This is a genomic window from Rhizobacter sp. P3_C12, assembly GCF_056402735.1.
Genome location: NZ_JBFUGW010000002.1, coordinates 74228 through 91832 on the forward strand (window position 1 = coordinate 74228; position 17605 = coordinate 91832).

General features: G+C 66.9%; 20 protein-coding genes. 16 read left to right on the forward strand and 4 right to left on the reverse strand.

Annotation, left to right across the window (positions count from 1 at the left end; all coding sequences use genetic code 11):
* Positions 1–92 precede the first annotated feature (92 nt).
* From AC1DXV_RS00905 to AC1DXV_RS00980, 16 genes are all read left to right on the forward strand, one after another.
* Positions 93–311, forward strand: a complete 219-nt coding sequence (locus tag AC1DXV_RS00905; protein WP_047503889.1) for a TOBE domain-containing protein — start codon at positions 93–95, stop codon at positions 309–311.
* A gap of 24 nt (positions 312–335) precedes the next feature.
* Positions 336–938: an RBBP9/YdeN family alpha/beta hydrolase gene (locus AC1DXV_RS00910; RefSeq protein ID WP_477865140.1), complete on the forward strand. Its 603-nt coding sequence runs from the start codon at positions 336–338 to the stop codon at positions 936–938.
* 45 nt (positions 939–983) lie between these two features.
* On the forward strand, positions 984–1625 hold the full coding sequence (locus tag AC1DXV_RS00915) for a peroxiredoxin (RefSeq protein WP_477865139.1): 642 nt from the start codon (positions 984–986) through the stop codon (positions 1623–1625).
* 162 nt (positions 1626–1787) lie between these two features.
* Positions 1788–3311, forward strand: coding sequence for an acyl--CoA ligase (locus tag AC1DXV_RS00920; protein ID WP_477932120.1), 1524 nt, complete (start codon positions 1788–1790; stop codon positions 3309–3311).
* Positions 3312–3489: 178 nt separating this feature from the next.
* Positions 3490–4455 carry a Bug family tripartite tricarboxylate transporter substrate binding protein gene (locus AC1DXV_RS00925; RefSeq protein ID WP_477865142.1) on the forward strand — a complete coding sequence of 322 codons (966 nt, stop codon included), beginning with the start codon at positions 3490–3492 and terminating at the stop codon, positions 4453–4455.
* Positions 4456–4487: 32 nt separating this feature from the next.
* Positions 4488–4985, forward strand: a complete 498-nt coding sequence (locus AC1DXV_RS00930; RefSeq protein ID WP_477865137.1) for a tripartite tricarboxylate transporter TctB family protein — start codon at positions 4488–4490, stop codon at positions 4983–4985.
* A 58-nt stretch (positions 4986–5043) separates the two neighbouring features.
* Entirely contained in the window at positions 5044–6582 is a 1539-nt protein-coding gene (locus AC1DXV_RS00935; RefSeq protein ID WP_477865136.1) for a tripartite tricarboxylate transporter permease, read from the forward strand.
* Positions 6583–6592: 10 nt separating this feature from the next.
* A complete protein-coding gene (locus tag AC1DXV_RS00940) occupies positions 6593–7600 on the forward strand; it encodes a 2-dehydropantoate 2-reductase (protein ID WP_477865135.1) in 1008 nt (335 codons plus the stop codon).
* Positions 7601–7755: 155 nt separating this feature from the next.
* The gene (locus AC1DXV_RS00945; protein ID WP_477932122.1) at positions 7756–10137 is read left to right on the forward strand and encodes an RHS repeat domain-containing protein; all 2382 of its coding nucleotides are present in this window, start codon (positions 7756–7758) and stop codon (positions 10135–10137) included.
* A 14-nt stretch (positions 10138–10151) separates the two neighbouring features.
* Positions 10152–10652, forward strand: coding sequence for a tetratricopeptide repeat protein (locus tag AC1DXV_RS00950; protein ID WP_477865133.1), 501 nt, complete (start codon positions 10152–10154; stop codon positions 10650–10652).
* A gap of 125 nt (positions 10653–10777) precedes the next feature.
* Positions 10778–11125, forward strand: coding sequence for a DUF2845 domain-containing protein (locus AC1DXV_RS00955; RefSeq protein ID WP_477932124.1), 348 nt, complete (start codon positions 10778–10780; stop codon positions 11123–11125).
* 10 nt (positions 11126–11135) lie between these two features.
* Complete coding sequence (locus AC1DXV_RS00960; RefSeq protein WP_477865131.1) at positions 11136–11666, forward strand: cupin domain-containing protein; 531 nt, start codon at positions 11136–11138, stop codon at positions 11664–11666.
* A 90-nt stretch (positions 11667–11756) separates the two neighbouring features.
* Positions 11757–13268 carry a hypothetical protein gene (locus AC1DXV_RS00965; RefSeq protein ID WP_477865130.1) on the forward strand — a complete coding sequence of 504 codons (1512 nt, stop codon included), beginning with the start codon at positions 11757–11759 and terminating at the stop codon, positions 13266–13268.
* Positions 13269–13291: 23 nt separating this feature from the next.
* The gene (locus tag AC1DXV_RS00970) at positions 13292–13846 is read left to right on the forward strand and encodes a DUF1697 domain-containing protein (RefSeq protein ID WP_477932126.1); all 555 of its coding nucleotides are present in this window, start codon (positions 13292–13294) and stop codon (positions 13844–13846) included.
* A 28-nt stretch (positions 13847–13874) separates the two neighbouring features.
* The gene (locus AC1DXV_RS00975) at positions 13875–14336 is read left to right on the forward strand and encodes a GNAT family N-acetyltransferase (protein ID WP_477864847.1); all 462 of its coding nucleotides are present in this window, start codon (positions 13875–13877) and stop codon (positions 14334–14336) included.
* A gap of 13 nt (positions 14337–14349) precedes the next feature.
* Positions 14350–14790 (forward strand): GNAT family N-acetyltransferase, encoded by a 441-nt coding sequence (locus AC1DXV_RS00980; protein WP_477864850.1) that lies wholly within the window; start codon positions 14350–14352, stop codon positions 14788–14790.
* On the opposite strand, the gene AC1DXV_RS00985 is transcribed toward AC1DXV_RS00980, so the two are convergent.
* The 4 genes from AC1DXV_RS00985 to AC1DXV_RS01000 form a co-directional block, all read right to left on the reverse strand.
* Positions 14775–15545 (reverse strand): fumarylacetoacetate hydrolase family protein, encoded by a 771-nt coding sequence (locus AC1DXV_RS00985; protein ID WP_477864846.1) that lies wholly within the window; start codon positions 15543–15545, stop codon positions 14775–14777. The two genes, AC1DXV_RS00980 and AC1DXV_RS00985, sit on opposite strands and share 16 nt — an antisense overlap.
* A complete protein-coding gene (locus tag AC1DXV_RS00990; RefSeq protein WP_477838353.1) occupies positions 15542–16072 on the reverse strand; it encodes a GrpB family protein in 531 nt (176 codons plus the stop codon). The genes AC1DXV_RS00985 and AC1DXV_RS00990 overlap by 4 nt, the downstream gene beginning before the upstream one ends.
* Before the next feature lie 72 nt (positions 16073–16144).
* Entirely contained in the window at positions 16145–16933 is a 789-nt protein-coding gene (locus tag AC1DXV_RS00995) for a MetQ/NlpA family ABC transporter substrate-binding protein (protein WP_477864845.1), read from the reverse strand.
* 26 nt (positions 16934–16959) lie between these two features.
* A partial coding sequence (locus AC1DXV_RS01000; RefSeq protein WP_477932128.1) for an ABC transporter permease occupies positions 16960–17605 on the reverse strand: 646 nt, incomplete at its 5' end.

The following is a 17605-nucleotide window of genomic DNA, read 5'->3' on the forward strand; positions in this document are numbered from 1 at the left end:
TCGCTATCCGCATGACCTGATCCGGTTTCATTCGTTGCGACGGCCGGGCCGCGTGCCCATCATCGACGCTCACTCTCACCCCGAGGTCACTCATGAGCATCACCGCCATCAACGTGCGCAACCAGTTCCGCGGCAAGGTCAAGGAAATCATCGAAGGACCGGTCGTGTCCGAGATCGACGTCGAGACGCCGTCCGGCCTGATCGTCACGTCGGTCATCACGACGCGTTCGGTGAAGGAGCTGAAGCTCGCGGTCGGCAAGGACGTGATCGCGCTGGTCAAGTCCACCGAGGTGTCGATCGCGACGCTCTGACCGCCCGCTGAAGGAGACCCCGCGATGGCATTCCACGGCAGCCCGGTGCGCGTGCTGGTGATCCCCGGCCTGCGCGGCAGTGGTCCGGCGCATTGGCAGAGCTGGCTGCAAAGCCACTTCCGACGCGCGCTGCGCGTCGAGCAGGACGACTGGGACACCGCCGACCTCGAGACCTGGGCCACCCGCATCGGCGAGACGATCGCCGCCGAGCCGCTCGGGCCGTGGGTCGCGGTGGCGCACAGCTTCGGCTGCCTGGCGCTCGCGCACCACGTGCTGTCGACCTGCGGTCGCACCGCCCACGGCGTGCGCGGCGCGCTGCTGGTGGCGCCGGCCGACCCGGGCCGCTTCGCGCTCGACGATCGGCCGCTGCGCCAGCGCCTGCGCCTGCCGGCCACGCTGCTCGCGAGCGACACCGATCCGTGGATGAGCGCGTCGAGAGCAGAATCGTTCGCCCAGGCCTGGGGCAGCGGCTTCGTGAACCTCGGCGACGCCGGCCACATCAATGCCGAGGCGGGCTTCGGCCCGTTGCCGGCGGCGAAGAAGCTGACCGAGTTCCTGATCCACCGTGTCGAGCAATCGCGCCGGCCGGAGCGCGCCGCGCTGCACGAGTTCTCGTTCGCCGTCTAGGCGGACCCAACTTCGCAGCCTTCCACCCATCACCAGGAGACCACCATGAGCTTGCGACTGGGCGACATCGCCCCCGACTTCGAACAGCAATCCTCCGACGGCCCGATCAGCTTCCACAAGTGGCTGGGCGACAGCTGGGGCGTGCTGTTCTCGCACCCCGCAGATTTCACGCCGGTGTGCACCACCGAGCTCGGCCTGACCGCCAAGCTGAAGGACGAGTTCACGAAGCGCAACGTGAAGGCCATCGCGCTGAGCGTCGACCCGGTCGATTCGCACACGAAGTGGATCCAGGACATCAACACGACGCAGAAGACGCGGGTCAACTTTCCGATCCTGGCCGACGCCGACCGCAAGGTGGCCGAGCTGTACGACCTGATCCACCCGAACGCGAGCACCACGGCCACCGTGCGCTCGCTGTTCGTGATCGACCCGGCCAAGAAGATCCGCCTGACGATCACCTACCCGGCCAGCACCGGCCGCAACTTCGACGAGATCCTGCGCGTGATCGATTCGCTGCAGCTGACCGATTCGCACAGCGTCGCGACGCCGGGCAACTGGAAGGACGGCGACGATGTCGTGATCGTGCCGTCGCTGCAGGATCCCGAGCTGATCAAGAAGAAGTTCCCGAAGGGCTACACGGCGGTGACGCCGTACCTGCGGCTGACGCCGCAGCCGAACAAGCCTTGATTTCCTGACACGCCCGGGCCTGGCGACGATCGGGGATCCCCCGGTTCTTGCCAGTCGCCGGGTTCGTGCGGCACACTCGCCCCCGACAACAAGTAGAAACACACCACGTTGGGGGGCGTGCGTCGTCGACGCGCGGCCTCGTTCCCATCTAGCGAGGCACCGATGTCCCACAGCTTGAAGGATCTGCTTGCCACCGGCGTCGACGATGACGTTGCCATCTCCGCCCCCGACCGGCCGCCCCTGCGGTACCGCGAACTGCGCCGGCTGATCGCCGAGACGCTCGCCCGGCTCAACGGCCTGGGCATCGCCCGCAACGACCGCGTGGCGATCGTGCTGAACAACGGCCCCGAGATGGCGACCTGCTTCGTCGCCTGCGCCTGCGGCGTGACCAGCGCACCGCTCAACCCGGCCTACCGCGCCGACGAGTTCGAGTTCTACCTGTCCGACCTGAACGCGAAGGCGCTGGTCGTCGAGCGCGGCAGCGCCTCGCCGGCGATCGACGTGGCCTCCAGGCTCGGGGTGCGCGTGATCGACCTGGTGGTGCATGAAGGCGCAAGCGCCGGCAGCTTCGTGCTGGAGCCGCGCGACGGCGCCATCGCGGCATCGGCCGCCGAACCCGCGTGGGCCGAGCCCGACGACGTCTCGATGGTGCTGCACACCTCCGGCACCACCTCGCGCCCGAAGATCGTGCCGCTGTCGCAGCGCAACCTGTGCGCCTCGGCCACCAACATCCGCGGCACGCTCGCGTTCACCCCCGCCGACCGCGGGCTGAACATCATGCCGCTGTTCCACATCCACGGCCTGATCGCCGGCGTGCTCGCGCCGCTGTCGGCCGGCTCGCAGGTGTTCTGCACGCCGGGCTTCAATGCGCTGAAGTTCTTCGGCTGGATGGATGAGGCGAAGCCCACCTGGTACACGGCGGTTCCGACCATGCACCAGGCCATCCTGTCGCGCGCCGGCAAGAACGCCGACGTGATCCAGCGCCATCCGCTGCGCTTCCTGCGCTCGTCGTCGTCGTCGATGCCGCCGCAGGTGATCCGCGAGCTCGAGGAGGTGTTCGGCGCGCCGCTGATCGAGGCCTACGGCATGACCGAGGCGACGCACCAGATGGCGTCGAACCCGCTGCCGCCGAAGGCGCGCAAGCCCGGCGCGGTGGGTCTCGCGGCCGGCCCCGAGGTGGCCATCATGGCCGAGGACGGCAATCTGCTGCCGGCCGGCGGCATCGGCGAGATCGTGATCCGCGGCGCCAACGTGACGCGCGGCTACGAGAACAACCCGAAGGCCAATGCCGAGGGCTTCACGAACGGCTGGTTCCGCACCGGCGACCAGGGCACGATGGACACCGACGGCTACATCAGCCTGACCGGGCGGCTCAAGGAGATCATCAACCGCGGCGGCGAGAAGGTCAGCCCGCGCGAGGTCGACGAGATCCTGATGGACCACCCGGCCGTCGCCCAGGTGGTGTGCTTCGGCATGCCGCACCCGAAGCTCGGCGAGGRGGTCGCCGCGGTCGTCGTGCTGCGCGAGGGCCAGCCGGCCACCGAGCGCGAGCTGCAGGCCTTCGTCAGCACGCGGGCCGCCGACTACAAGGTGCCGAAGAAGATCCTCTTCATGGACGAGATCCCGAAGGGCGCCACCGGCAAGCTGCAGCGCATCGGCCTCGCGCAAAAGCTCGGCCTCGGCTGATACCGTTTTCTTCCCGGGCGAACCCTGCCGGTCGCCCGCGGTCGGCGTCCGTGAGGGCGTTGGCGGCCGCACCCACAAGAACGACACCGATGGACCCCGGGGGCGATTCCCCCCAGTGTGACAACCACAAGGAGCGATCTTGAAGTACCAGCAGTTCAAGCAGTGGGCGGCGGCCGCGATGGCGCTGTGGGCGATGGGCGCGGGCGGGGCGGCACAGGCCTGGGAGCCCGCCAAGCCGGTGGAGTTCGTCGTGCCGGCCGGCACCGGCGGCGGCGCCGACCAGATGGCCCGCTTCATCCAGGGCGTGGTCGCGAAGAACAACCTGATGAAGCAGCCGATCATCGTCGTCAACAAGGCGGGCGGCGCCGGCGCCGAGGGCTTCCTCGACGTGAAGGGCGCGAAGGGCGATGCGCACAAGATCGTCATCACGCTGTCGAACCTGTACACGACGCCGCTCGCGACCGGCGTGCCGTTCAACTGGCGCGACCTGACGCCGGTGGCGATGCTCGCGCAGGACGAGTTCGTGCTGTGGATCAACGCCGAGTCGCCGTACAAGACCGCGAAGGAGTACATCGACGCGATCAAGGCGCAGCCGGCCAACAGCTTCAAGATGGGCGGCACCGGCTCGAAGCAGGAAGACCAGATCATCACCGCGATGCTCGAGAAGGCAGTCGGTAAAAAGCTCACCTACATCCCGTACAAGGGCGGCGGCGACGTCGCGGTGCAGCTGGTGGGCAAGCACGTCGACTCGACGGTCAACAACCCGATCGAGGCCGAATCGCACTGGCGCGCCGGCAAGCTGCGCGCTCTGTGCGTGATGGACAAGGACAAGCTGCCGTACACCGCCAAGCTGACGCCGACGCAGAGCTGGAACGACATCCCCACCTGCGCCTCGGCCGGCGTGCCGGTCGACTACCTGATGCTGCGCGGCATCTTCATGCCGCCAGGCGCGACGCCGGAGCAGGTGGCGTTCTACGTCGAGCTGTTCAAGAAGGTGCGCGCGCTGCCGGAGTGGAAGGACTTCATGGACAAGGGTGCGTTCAAGCAGACCTTCATGAGCGGGCAGGAGTACGTCGACTGGCTCGGGAAGAACGAGCAGATGCACCGCGAGCTGATGAAGCAGGCCGGTTTTCTGGCTCAGTAGACCCAAGGCCCCACCCCACAACGAGGTGATGCATGAGCGAACCTGATTCCGCAACGGTTGGCAAGCGGTGGCCGGAGGTCGGCATGGCCGGCGTGCTGGCCGCGATCGCGCTGGTGGTGATCGTCGACAGCCTGCGCGTGGGCATCGGCTGGGCCGACGACGGCCCGCGCGCCGGCTACTTCCCGTTCTACATCGGGCTGCTGCTGCTCGCGGCGGCGGGCAGCATCCTGTTCGGCGAGTTCCGCCGCCGCAAGCAGCCCGACCCGGTGTTCGCCGAGCACGCGCAACTGCGCATGGTGGTCGCGGTGCTGCTGCCGATGGTGGCGTACGTCGCGCTGATCTGGGGGCTCGGCATCTACCTCGCATCGACGCTGCTGATCGGCTACTTCATGCGCCGCCACGGGCATTACCGCTGGCCGCTCACCGCGGCGGTGTCGGTCGGCGTGCCGCTGCTGCTGTTCGCGGTGTTCGAGAAGTGGTTCCTGGTGCCGCTGCCGAAGGGGCCGATCGAGCACCTGTTCGGTCTCTAGCCCAGGCTGCAGAAGTTCCTCCGCCCGCGCACACAAGAACCCACAGGGAGAGAAGCGCATGGAAGAAGTCACCAACCTGATGCACGGCTTCGGCGTGGCCCTCACGCTGCCCAACCTCGGCTTCATGCTGATCGGCCTCACGCTGGGCGTGCTGATCGGCGTGCTGCCGGGGCTGGGCGGCGCCAATGGCGTCGCGATCCTGCTGCCGCTCACGTTCTCGATGAACCCCACGTCGGCGATCATCATGCTGTCGTGCATCTACTGGGGGGCGCTGTTCGGCGGGGCGATCACGTCGATCCTGTTCAACATCCCCGGCGAGCCGTGGTCGGTCGCCACCACCTTCGACGGCTACCCGATGGCGCAGCAGGGCCGCGCGGCGCAGGCGCTGACGGCGGCATTCACCTCGTCGTTCGTCGGCGCGCTGTTCGCGGTGGTGCTGATCACCTTCCTCGCGCCGCTGCTCGCGAAGTTCGCGCTGAAGTTCGGCCCGCCGGAGTTCTTCGCGGTGCAGCTGCTCACCTTCTGCAGCTTCGTCGGCACCAGCAAGGAGCCGGCGGCCAAGACCATCGCGTCGATGATGCTCGGCTTCGCGCTCGCCGCGGTCGGCATGGACAGCGTGACCGGCCAGCTGCGCATGACCTTCGGCGTGCCCGAGCTGCTGAAGGGCTTCGACTTCCTGATCGCGGTGATCGGGCTGTTCGGCATCGGCGAGATCCTGCTGACGATGGAGGAGGGCCTGGCCTTCAAGGGCAAGAGCGCGAAGATCAACTTCAAGGTGGTGTGGGAGACCTGGGGCGAGCTCGCGCGGCACTGGAAGACCTTCCTGCGCTCGACCGCGATCGGCTGCTGGATGGGCATCACGCCGGGCGGCGCGACGCCGGCCTCGTTCATGAGCTACGGCATGGCGCGCCGCATGTCCGACGACCCGCAGAGCTTCGGCAAGGGGCAGATCCAGGGCGTGATCGCGCCCGAGACCGCGGCGCACGCGGCCGGCACCTCGGCGCTGCTGCCGATGCTGACGCTGGGCATCCCCGGCTCGCCGACCGCGGCCGTGCTGCTGGGCGGCCTGCTGATCTGGGGGCTGCAGCCGGGGCCGATGCTGTTCATCGAGCAGAAGGATTTCGTCTGGGGGCTGATCGCGTCGATGTACCTCGGCAACCTGGTCGGGCTGATCGTGGTGCTGACGACGGTGCCGTGGTGGGCGGCGATCCTGCGCATCCCGTTCTCGGTGATCGCGCCGGTGATCATCGTGATCTGCGCGATCGGCGCGTACACGGTGCACAGCGCGATGTTCGACGTGGTGATGATGCTGGTGTTCGGCGTCGTCGGCTACGTCTTCAAGAAGCTGCGCTACCCGCTGGCGCCGATGGTGCTCGCGCTGGTGCTGGGCGACATGGCCGAGGCGAGCTTCCGGCAGTCGATGCTCGCGTCTCAGGGCAAACTCTCGATCTTCTGGTCGAACCCGCTGGTGGGCGGCATCACGGCGCTGGCGCTGGTGATCCTGCTGTGGCCGGCGGTGCAGCGGGTGCGGACGCTGGCGCGCGAGAGGGCCTTGGCGCGCGAGCGCGCGGCCGCACCGGCCGGAGACCATCCTTGAAAGGACAGCCTTGAAATTCGCGATCGTCGGCGCCGGTGCCATCGGCGGCTACCTGGGGGCCCGGCTGGCACTGGCCGGCGAAGAGGTCACCTTCATCGCCCGCAACCGCAACCTGGCGGCCATCAACGCGAACGGCTTCAGGCTGATCGAGGAAGACGGCCGCGAGCAGGTCGCGCGCAACCTGCGGGCGGTGCAGCGCATGGCCGAGGCCGGCCCGCAGGATGTGGTGCTGCTGACGCTGAAGGCGCACCAGGTGAAGGACGTGCTGCCCGAGTTGCGCGAGCTGTTCGGCCCGCACACGCTGGTGGTCACGATGATCAACGGGCTGCCGTGGTGGTACTTCCACAAGCTGGCCGGGCCGTATGAAGGGCGCTCGCTCGAGAGCGTCGACCCCGGCGGCGTGATCGGCGCGCACATCGAGGCCGAGCGCGTGATCGGCGGCATCGTCTACCCGGCCTCGGAGCTGGTCGAGCCGGGCGTGGTGCGGGTGGTCGAGGGCAACCGCTTCACGCTGGGCGAGCTCGACGGCTCGCGCAGCGAGCGCATCGAGGCGCTGTCGCAGGCGATGATGCGCGCCGGCTTCAAGTCGCCGGTGTCCAAGGACATCCGCGGCGAGATCTGGGTCAAGCTGTGGGGCAACCTGAGCTTCAACCCGATCAGCGCGCTGACGCATGCGACGCTGCAGGACATCTGCCGCTTCCCGGCGACGCGCCAGCTCGCGGCGCGGATGATGACCGAGGCCCAGGCGATCGGCGAGAAGCTGGGCGTGGAGTTCAAGATCTCGCTGGACAAGCGCATCGGCGGCGCCGAGGCGGTGGGCGCGCACAAGACCTCGATGCTGCAGGACGTGGAGCACGGCCGCGCGCTGGAGCTGCAGGCGCTGGTGGGCTCGGTGGTCGAGCTCGCGCAGATCACGCAGACACCGGCGCCGAACATCGAGGCGGTGTATGCGGTGGCGGGTCTGCTGGCGCAGACGCTGGCGCAACAGGCGGGCAAACTCGCGGTTTCGCCGGCATAGCTGAACCCTGCCCACCTGCCATCTGTTTTTCCGATGCCGGTATCTGTCACAGCACAGACCCTGGTCATTCGTACACTCCACGTCACAAAGAAAAGTCAGCGAGACTGCGCGCCCGTTCGTGCAGCGACCGATTGACGAAAGACAGGGAGGATTCCATGCAAAGCACACAAGGCATTTCGCATGCGCGTCGACGTGCAGGTGCGCGTTCCGGTTTTCAGTGGACGGCGTTGATCGGCATGGTCGCCCTGTTCATCGCTGCGGCAGCGCATGCGCAGGGACTACCACCGCCTCCCGTCTCGCCGACGCCGGTGACGACCTATGAATACGATGCTCAGGGCAATCGCACCAAGATCACCCGAGGCGCCGGCACGTTGAACCTGGAGACCAGGTTCAGCTACGACCCGTTGTACCGGGTGAAGGACCACACCGATCCGAAGAGCGGCAAGACGAGTTTCGAGTACGACGGCGGGGATCGAACCACGAAGGTCACCGACCCGCGCAACCTCGTCACGCAGTACCCGCGCGACGGCTTCGGCAACGCGACGCAGCTGATCAGCCCCGACACCGGTCGTGCCAGCCACACGTTCAACGAGATCGGCAACCCTCTCACCCGCACCGACAGCCGCGGCGTGCTGACGAGCTATTCCTACGATGCAGCCGATCGGCCGACGGGTGCTGTGTCCACGCTCAGCGGCCAGCCGAGCGAATCGGTGACCTGGACCTACAGCCAGACCGGTCCCGGCTTCGCGTACGGCATCGGCCGCCTGACCAGTACCGCCCACCCGGCGGGCTCGAGCCAGTACCGCTACGAGGGGCGCGGGCGGGTCGTCAGCGACACGCAGCGCGTGCTGGAAGCCACTGGGGCGAACACGGCGCAGCTCACCCACGTGGTGGCCTACGGCTACACGCTCGGTGACCTGAGCAGCACCACCTATCCGTCCGGCCGGGTCGCCTCGCTGACGCTGTTGCGCGGGCGGGTACAGGCGGTCAGCCTGGCCAAGGATGCAAGCAGCACCGCGGTGGCGCTGATCACCGGCGTACGCTGGGAACCGTTCGAGTGGGCGGTGAGTAGCTGGCAGTGGAACACCGCCGGCGGTCCGCTGCCGCACGAGCGCTTTTATGACCTGAGCGGGCGCATCACGCGCTACCGGCTTGGCCCTGCGTACCGCGACGTGCGGTATGACGAAGCAAGCCGCATCACGAGTTTCACGCATCTGCTGCCCGACGGCACGCCGCAGCCGGCGCTCGACCAAGCCTTCACGCACGACGAGAACGACCGGCTCACCGGCATCACGACGGCCACGTCGAGCTGGTCGATCTCCTACGATCCCAGCGGCAACCGCGCAAGCCTGAGCTTGAACGGCGACCTGAGCGCGTACAACGTGGAGGCGACCAGCAACCGGCTCACGAGCATCACGAACCCGGCACGCAGCCTCGGCTACGACAACGCCGGGAACACGATCAGCGACAGCGCCGGCTACACCGCCACCTACAACCTGCGGGGGCAGCTCGCGACGATCACCAAGGGCGGCGTGACGACGACCTACACCTACAACGCCTTCGGGCAGCGGGTGCGCAAGGTCAGCAGCACCGGGCCGGCGAGCACGGTCATCTTCGTGTACGACCAGGCAGGGCACCTGCTCGGCGAGTACGACCAGAACGGTGCCGCGATCCGCGAGTACGTGTGGTTGCGCGACACGCCGATCGCGATGTTCATGCCCGATCCGGCGAACCCGAGTGGCGAGCCGCTCGTGTACTACATCCACACCGACCACCTGAACACACCGCGGCTTGTGGTCGACAAGAACAATGTCAGCCGTTGGCGGTGGTTCGCCGAGCCCTTCGGCACGACCGCGCCGGAAGTCACCCCGAACGGGCTGGGCAGCTTCACCTTCAACCTGCGCTTCCCGGGGCAGTATGCGGATTCTGAATCCGGGTTGTTCTACAACTATTTCCGCTACTACTCGCCAGACGGAGGAGCCTACCGACAGAGCGACCCCATAGGGCTCAATGGGGGCATCAACACATACGGCTACGCTGGTGCGAGTCCCACGCGATACGTCGACCCTCAGGGCCTGTTCTGGGACGAAGGCGGTGCATTTCTGGCCATCCCTGCAGCGCTGGGGACTGCGGCAGTGATCGCGACGGCACCGGCTTGGGCGGTGCCCGCCGTCGTCGGGACAGCGTTGGCCGGTGCGAGTGCGGGAATCTACTTGATCTTCAACAGCGGTCCGCAAGAACCATCTGGCCCCGCGTCGCTACCTGGATCGAATGCAACGCCGCTGGCTGCTCCAGCCCCCGGCACAGCCGCAAACGCTCCTGCACCGAATTGCCCGCCAGATGATGACTGCCCCAGACTTATCACTGAAGCCCGAGCATGGTGTGTTGCCGCGAGAAGGGATCCCAAGTACGACCCTCTTGTGACTGGACGAAGCTTGGAAGCGTGTATTCTCGGACGCATACCGGAACGATGCGGAGGGAATAATCCGCTTGACCCTGGCAACTTTCCTTCTCCGAAGAAAAGGAAATACTTTTGAGCACCGAGCCCCTGGTGGATTCCACCGAGAAGAAGCTTCGACGTGCCATGTTGATGCTTGGAAATGGTCGTGCAGAAGAAGCCAAGGCAATTGTGGCGGACGTCTTGGCAGACCACCCTGAGAGCGCCTTGGCATATCGAACCAAAGCGATGCTTCAAGTGCATGACTCAGACTTCAATGGTGCAGAGGAATCTCTCTTGCAAGCCATTCAACAGTCGCCCGCTCCGGATCACAGCTGCTACTGTGAATTGGGTGAGGTCCTGATTCAACTCGGTCGCTCCCAGCAAGCAATCGACAAGCTGACAACGGCGATTGATCTCATGAATTCCTGCGGTGACTCATGGGAGTTGTCAACAGCAAGCTTTGCCCGTGCCTTTGCGTACTTCAAGCTTGGCGAGTTCGAGAGAGCCATCGATGATCTGCGTCTCGCAGAAGACGGCATTCTTTATTACGGGGGAGAACTCTGGAACAAGTCCCGAATACTTCAGGAAATCAGTGCCATGAGAAGCCGGTGAAGGCAAGAAGCAACGAAGAGAAGCTGATGCGGTACGCCGCCGTCTTCGAGAGTTGGCCAAGACCTCGATCAAGTCCTCTGGGCCACGACATAATCTCTCGACACCCGACTGACCTGTGGAGCCCCATGGACAAGCACCTTATTCCTGTCGCCTTGGCTTCGATATTCTTGTTGGCGGCCACTGCGACGCCAGCTTCCGCCCAATCGCTGCGCTGCAGTTCCGCCATCATCGGCATCGGCGAGCCGCGTTCCGGTGTGCTGCAGAAATGCGGCGAGCCGGTCAGCCGCGATTCGTTCTGCAAACCGGTCGACCCGCAGTCGGTCGCTGCCAGCGCGCCCGGCACCGCCGTCGTGCTGCCGTGCGAGAAGATCGACGAGTGGACCTACAACCCCGGCTACGGGCAGTTCATCACGACGCTGCGGCTGGAAGCCGGCAAGGTCACCGCGGTGAGCTACGGCGACCGGGTCAAGTAGGCGTCGGGCGATGAGTTCCCCGGCGGCTGACAAGCCCACCTCGGTCAACGCCGACGGCATCTTCGAGCCGTTCCCGATCAGCCGCGTGCCGGTCGAGGAGTTCCTGCGCGGCGAGCGCTTCGGCATGCGCTACCGGCACCTCAGCTCGTTCGGCGGCGGCACGCAGGTGAGCGTCTCCATGGAGGAGCTGCCGCCGGGCCGCCAGGCCAACCAGGCGCACTACCACCTGCTCGAGGAAGAGCACCTCTACCTGATCGAGGGCAGCCTCACGCTGACGCTGGGTGACAAGACCTATGTGATGACGGCCGGCGATTACGTGTGCTTTCCGGCCGGCCAGAAGGCGGGCCACGCGATCTTCAACCACACCGAGGCGCCGTGTCGCTACCTGGTGCTGGGCACCTCGAACCCGCATGACGTGGCGGTGCACACCGAGACCGGCCGCGTCGCCGTCAGGCTGATGGGCGAGGGCTACCGGCGCTCGTCGGTGATGGGCTACTGGGACGAGGTCGACGTCGACCGCAAGGCGGACGGTCCGCGCTGACAGGCGCGCCTCGACGACGCTGTCAGCAGCAATCCTCCTTGCGGTTGAGCTGCTATCGTGTGTCGCTTCAAGACAAGAAGTGAGCCGAGCATGAGGGATGGAGGAATTCGCCGCGCCGCGTTGGCGTTGTGCGTCGCGGCATTGGCAGCCTGCGGTGGGGGCGGCGGAGGCGGATCGGAGTCGACAGACGCCTCCACATCGCGCACAACGGCCGAGATCCGCAGCGAGGCCGGGGATCCTATCGGCGATGGCAAATCGTTCAGCTACACGCTGCACAACGCCTTGATCACTGTCTACAACAGCTTTGGCACCTTGTCGTTCAAGGTCGTCCATGACAACGGCGAATGGCGAGGCAGCTTCGCATTGCCCGACGTCCTGGCTCAGCCCACCGAGGGAATGCGCCTGAGCGGAACGGTCTTGCATGACACCCCCACGGACTACCTTCTTTGTCTCGGCACCCCGGCCACTGCGGTGGTGACGCGCGTCGTGAAGGTGCCTGGCACGTCGACCATCACGGAATTGGGCCTTCAGGTCGATCAGCAATGCGCAGGGGCCACCGGCGGATTGCATGCCCGTATCAATTGGGTGTTTGCCGACAAGACGTTGCCACCGGGCCCCGCTACCACGCCACCAACTGGCCTGTGGGATGCCGCCGCAACCAGCGTGCCGGCGCAAGGCAACTACATCTACGTGGAGAGCCAAGCGGGCGAAAGCGTCTTGCAAGGGAAGTCGCTGACTTTCACCTCGCTCGACAGCATCTTCCGCATTCAGACCCAGAGGCCCGACGATGCCGTGAAGATCCGCATCTACAACGGGACCGACATCTGGGACGCCAATTTTCGACCGATGATCGGCCTCGGCAGGATTCAACCGGGCTACTACAAGAACCTCGTCCTCTACTACGACAACAACGAGCTTCTCAACGGTGCGTTTTCCTTCAATAACTTCGGGAACTCGCTCCGGTGCCCGGCCTTCAACGACTGGTACATGGTGGACCGTATCGATTGGGACCCAAGCGGTCGACTGACGGCACTGGATCTGCGATTCGAGCAGCATTGCGGCTCTCAGCAGGCCGCCTTGCGAGGCAAGATCCACTGGTCCATCGAGGACACTGTGCGGCCGCCCGGTCCTGTCGGCGCACCCGCCGATCTTTGGCGTCCCGCCGAGGGCAGAACCCCGTCAAGCGGCAGCTTTCTGTACGTCGAAGGACCGACCAATGCCGTCCCCGGGGGAGCGGTGACGTACACACCGCAAAGCACGACATTCAAGATCGCGGATGCAGGACATGAATCAGGGGTGATCGCGGTGCAGATCGACGGCCCGACCGGCAGTGCCGCAACCTTCAGCGCCATGCAGTTCCAGAGCCACTTTGCAGCGGGCTACTACCCACAGGCCCTGTCGCCAGCGACGCCGACACGTGGTGCGGTGACTTGGTCGGCCCCCGGCATCGGCTGCGGAAGCAATGTGCCCGGATGGTTCGTCGTCGACAGAGTGTCGTACGACGACAGCGACATCCTGACCGCTTTTGACGCCCGCTTCGAAACGACTTGCTTTTCGGGTGCCGTGCTGCACGGCCAACTCCATTGGGATCTGGCTCCCTGAGCCACGATGGGCGACGCCTCGCCATGGACTTCGCCGTCTTCTTCCGCAACATGAACCTCGGGCGGACGAACTGCCCGACGAAGCTGCAGCTGGAAGCCGCTTTCCTGGACGCGGGGGCCGAATCCGCTGCCTCGCTGTTGACCAATGGCACGCTGGTCTATGCGGCTTCGTCGATCGATGAAGCCAGGCAGGTGTTCGATCGGGCGTATGCGTTGCTCAAGGCGCGGTGCGGCCTGAAGGAGCCGGCCTTCGTGCGCACCGTCGACTACCTCGCCGCGCTGGTCGAGAGCGACCCGTTCGCCGGCATCGACCGCGCGAGCGTCTACGAGTTCTGCGTCTCCTTCCTGCATTCGCCCGACGTGGTGCCACCCACGCTGCCGCTCGCTTCCACGCGCGGCGATGTCGAGCTGATCGCAGTCACGCCCGGCGAGGTGCTGAGCCTGAGCCGCAAGTTCGGCGCCTCGCCCGGCAGCCCGAACGCCTTCCTCGAAAAGCGCCTGGGCTCGCCGCTGACGACGCGCGCCTGGAACACCCTCGTGCGGCTGGTGCGCAAGCACCGCGCCATGTCCACCGACTGACCCACCGACTGACCCGGACCCTGCCGCCATGAAACCCGACTTCACGATCCGCCCCGTCGCACGCGACGACTTCGCCGCCTGGAAGCCGCTCTGGGACGGCTACAACGCCTTCTACGGCCGCGAGGGCCCGACCGCGTTGCCCGACGAGATCACGCAGACCACCTGGTCGCGCTTCTTCGATGCCTACGAACCGGTGCATGCGCTGGTGGCTGCGCGCGGCAGCGAGCTGCTCGGCCTGACGCACTACCTGTTCCACCGCAGCACCACGCTGCTCGGGCCGAGTTGCTACCTGCAGGACCTGTTCACGGCGGCGGCTGCACGCGGGCGCGGCGTCGGCCGCGCGCTGATCGAGGGCGTCTACGAGCGCGCGGCGGCGGGCGGCGCCAACCGTGTCTACTGGATGACGCAGGAGACCAACGAGACCGCGAGGAAGCTGTACGACGGGGTCGCGACGAACACCGGGTTCCTGATCTACCGCAAGATGCTCTGAACACCCGATGCCGATGCCCTACACGCTGACCCTCACCGAGTCCACCGACGAAGCGCTGCGCCAGGCCATCCTCGCGCCGCTCGTCGAGTACAACCTGTCGCAGGCCGGTCCCAGCGGCAACCGGCCGCTCGCGGTGCTGGTGCACGACGACCAGGGCAACGTCGCCGGCGGCGCCTGGGGCTACACCGGCTTCCAGTGGTTGTTCATCCAGCTGCTGGTGGTACCGGCCGATGCGCGCGGCCAGGGCCTGGGCACGCAGATCATGCAGCGTGCCGAAGCCGAGGCCCTCGAGCGCGGTTGCGTCGGCGCCTGGCTCGACACCTTCGAGTTCCAGGCGCGCGGCTTCTACGAGAAGCTCGGCTACGCCTGCTTCGGCCAGATCGACGGCTATCCGCCGGGCCATGCGCGCTTCTTCATGAAGAAGGCGCTTCCTTCGGCTCAGCTGGCCCCGTAAACGTTTGCCAGCGTGCCGATGCCGTCAATCGTGACCTCGACGGCCGTGCCGGGCTTCATCGGCAGCACGCCGAGCGAGGTGCCGCACAGGATCACGTCGCCCGGCTCCAGCGTCATGTCGTGCGACAGGCGCGACACCAGCTCGGCCGGCGTGAAGAACATGTCGTTCAGCGCGTAGTTCTGGCGCTCGCGGCCGCCCACCGTCGTGCGCAGTGTCCCCGCAGCCGGGTCGAACTCGGTCTCGATCACCGGGCCGAAGATGCCGAATCCGTCGAAGCTCTTCGCGCGCGCCCACTGCGCAAAGCTCGGGTCGCGCGCGATCAGCTCCATCGCGGTCACGTCGTTGGCGCAGCTGTAGCCGAAGATGTGCGACACGGCCAGGTCGAGCGGCACCGCCTTCGCGCGGCGTCCGATCACGATCGCCAGTTCGCCCTCGTAGGCCACGCGGCCGATGTCCGGGCTCGGCACCGCAATCGTTTGGCCGTGCGCCGCGAAGCTGCTCGCTGCCTTCAAAAAGTACAGCGGCTCGGCCGGCCGCGACCAGCCGTTCTTCTCGGCCGCCGCGGCGAAGTTGTTCCACAGCGCGATCATCTTCGACGGCCGGCACGGCGTCAGCCACTCGAGACCGGCCACGGGGATGCGCTCGCCGGTGGGAGAAGGGGAGGCGAACAGGTCGCCGGCATGGACGACGATCTCATCGCCGTCCAGCTGCCCGAAGACTTCACGCCCGGCGTGCACCCCGCGCAGCCATTTCATGCGCCGTCGACGCAGGCAGCAGCGAGCAGCTCGCGGATGAAACGCGACTTGCCCTCGGTGTAGGCCTCGCGGTCGTCGCGGTAGCGCGCGGCCAGCGCCCGCTTCACGTCCAGGTACTGGGCGGCCAGCTCGGGGTGGGCGCGCAGCTGGTCGCGGAACCGCAACTCGGCCTGCGCATCGGCCGGCATGCGCACGTGCACGTGGTGGGTGCGGCCGGTGCCGTACGGCGGCATGCCCTTCACGAAGAACATGCGGTCGCGCCGCGGGTTGTCGGGCCAGAACACGTAGTCCAGGCCCTCGAGCGGCGCGATGAACGACGACCACTGCGCCGCCACCGGGGCGATCAGCAGGATGTCGATGATCGGCTTGGCCGGCAGGTCCGGCACCGCGGTGCTGCCGATGTGCACGATGCAGACCTCGATGTCCGGCCCGAGCGCGGCGCGGATCGCCTGCTGCTCCGCCTTGAACAGCGCAGGCCAGCGGGCATCGTAGGGAGCGAGGGCTATCGTGTCGGTGGTATCTGGCATGGCGGGCCTCCAACGGACGCGCCCGCACAGTATCACTGTGCGGGCCCGAAGTCAGCCCCCCCGACCCCACCCTCAGAAGGCCGGCACCATCGACCCGCTGAAAGTCGACTCGACCAGCTGCTTCACCTCCGGCGACTGGAAGGCCTTCACCAGCTTCGCGACCCAGGGCTTGTCCTTGTCCTCGGTGCGCACCGCCAGCAGGTTGGCGTACGGGTTCTTCGGGTCCTCGATCGCGATCGCGTCGCGCGTGGGCACCAGCTTCGCCTGCACCGCGTAGTTGGTGTTGATGGCGCTCGCGTCCAGGTCGTCGAGCGAGCGCGGCAGCTGCGCCGCCTCGACCTGCACGATCTGGATCTTCTTCGGGTTCTCGACCACGTCCTGCACCGTCGCGCTGATGCCGGCGCTCGGCTTCAGCTTGATCACGCCGTACTTCTGCAGCAGCGCGAGCGCGCGCCCGCTGTTCGACGGATCGTTCTGGATGCCGACCTTCGCGCCGGCCGGCAGGTCGGCCAGCGACTTGTAGCGCTTCGAGTAGAAGCCCATCGGGAAGGTCACCGTGTAGCCGACCGCACTGATCCTGTAGCCGCGCGCCTGGATCTGCGACTGCAGGAACGGCAGGTGCTGGTAGCTGTTGGCCTGCACGTCGCCGGCATCGAGCGCGGCATTGGGCTGGATGTAGTCGTTGAACTCGACGATCTGCAGCTTCAGGCCGTCGCGCTCGGCGACCTTCTTCGCCACCTCGGCGATCTGCGCATGCGGGCCGGCGGTGACGGCGATCTTGATCGTCTCCTGCGCGGCGGCGGGGCCGGCCCCGGCCACGAGGAGGAAGGACAACAACAGGGTACGGCGATGGAAGCTCATGGTCATTCAGTCAGGAGGAAAAGAATTTAGGCGCCCGGCTCGAACGCATCGCGCCACACCAGCAGCCGGCGCTCCAGCGCGCGCATCGCGCCATCGCTCAGCTTGCCGAGCAGCGCCAGCAGTGCGATCGCGGCGAGCACGATGTCGGCGCGGCCGGTCTCGCGGCCGTCGGTCAGCAGGTAGCCGAGGCCACTGCTCGCGGCGATCAGCTCGGCGGCCACCATGAACATCCACGCGAGGCCGAGGCCGTTGCGCAGCCCGGTCAGCACCGACGGCAACGCGGCCGGCAGCAGCACGCGCCGCACCAGCGCCCAGCGCGAGAAGCCGAACAGCCGACCGACCTCGACCAGCTTGCGGTCGACGCCGCGGAAGCCCGAGGCCACGCCCAGGTAGACCGGGAAGAACGCGCCGATCGCGATCAGCACGATCTTCGGCGTCTCGGCTATGCCCAGCCACAGCAGCAGCAGCGGCACCCACGCGAGCGACGGGATCGCGCGCAGGCCCTGCACGGAAGGATCGAGCCAGGCCGAGACGCGCTGCGACAGCCCGACCGCCGAGCCGGCCACGAGCGCGAGCCAGCTGCCGAGCGCAAAGCCTGCGGCGACGCGGCCGGTGCTGGCGAGCACGTGCAGCCCGAGCGCGGGGCCGCCCAGGCCGATCAGCGTGCGCAGC

What these genes read in the sequence shown, in the direction of transcription:
- AC1DXV_RS00905 (WP_047503889.1), top strand. Translation starts at nt 93, where the DNA reads ATGAGCATCACCGCCATCAACGTGCGCAACCAGTTCCGCGGCAAGGTC.
- AC1DXV_RS00910 (WP_477865140.1), top strand. Translation starts at nt 336, where the DNA reads ATGGCATTCCACGGCAGCCCGGTGCGCGTGCTGGTGATCCCCGGCCTG.
- AC1DXV_RS00915 (WP_477865139.1), top strand. Translation starts at nt 984, where the DNA reads ATGAGCTTGCGACTGGGCGACATCGCCCCCGACTTCGAACAGCAATCC.
- AC1DXV_RS00925 (WP_477865142.1), top strand. Translation starts at nt 3,490, where the DNA reads ATGGCGCTGTGGGCGATGGGCGCGGGCGGGGCGGCACAGGCCTGGGAG.
- AC1DXV_RS00930 (WP_477865137.1), top strand. Translation starts at nt 4,488, where the DNA reads ATGAGCGAACCTGATTCCGCAACGGTTGGCAAGCGGTGGCCGGAGGTC.
- AC1DXV_RS00935 (WP_477865136.1), top strand. Translation starts at nt 5,044, where the DNA reads ATGGAAGAAGTCACCAACCTGATGCACGGCTTCGGCGTGGCCCTCACG.
- AC1DXV_RS00945 (WP_477932122.1), top strand. Translation starts at nt 7,756, where the DNA reads ATGCAAAGCACACAAGGCATTTCGCATGCGCGTCGACGTGCAGGTGCG.
- AC1DXV_RS00955 (WP_477932124.1), top strand. Translation starts at nt 10,778, where the DNA reads ATGGACAAGCACCTTATTCCTGTCGCCTTGGCTTCGATATTCTTGTTG.
- AC1DXV_RS00960 (WP_477865131.1), top strand. Translation starts at nt 11,136, where the DNA reads ATGAGTTCCCCGGCGGCTGACAAGCCCACCTCGGTCAACGCCGACGGC.
- AC1DXV_RS00965 (WP_477865130.1), top strand. Translation starts at nt 11,757, where the DNA reads ATGAGGGATGGAGGAATTCGCCGCGCCGCGTTGGCGTTGTGCGTCGCG.
- AC1DXV_RS00970 (WP_477932126.1), top strand. Translation starts at nt 13,292, where the DNA reads ATGGACTTCGCCGTCTTCTTCCGCAACATGAACCTCGGGCGGACGAAC.
- AC1DXV_RS00975 (WP_477864847.1), top strand. Translation starts at nt 13,875, where the DNA reads ATGAAACCCGACTTCACGATCCGCCCCGTCGCACGCGACGACTTCGCC.
- AC1DXV_RS00980 (WP_477864850.1), top strand. Translation starts at nt 14,350, where the DNA reads ATGCCCTACACGCTGACCCTCACCGAGTCCACCGACGAAGCGCTGCGC.
- AC1DXV_RS00985 (WP_477864846.1), bottom strand. Translation starts at nt 15,545, where the DNA reads ATGAAATGGCTGCGCGGGGTGCACGCCGGGCGTGAAGTCTTCGGGCAG.
- AC1DXV_RS00990 (WP_477838353.1), bottom strand. Translation starts at nt 16,072, where the DNA reads ATGCCAGATACCACCGACACGATAGCCCTCGCTCCCTACGATGCCCGC.
- AC1DXV_RS00995 (WP_477864845.1), bottom strand. Translation starts at nt 16,933, where the DNA reads ATGAGCTTCCATCGCCGTACCCTGTTGTTGTCCTTCCTCCTCGTGGCC.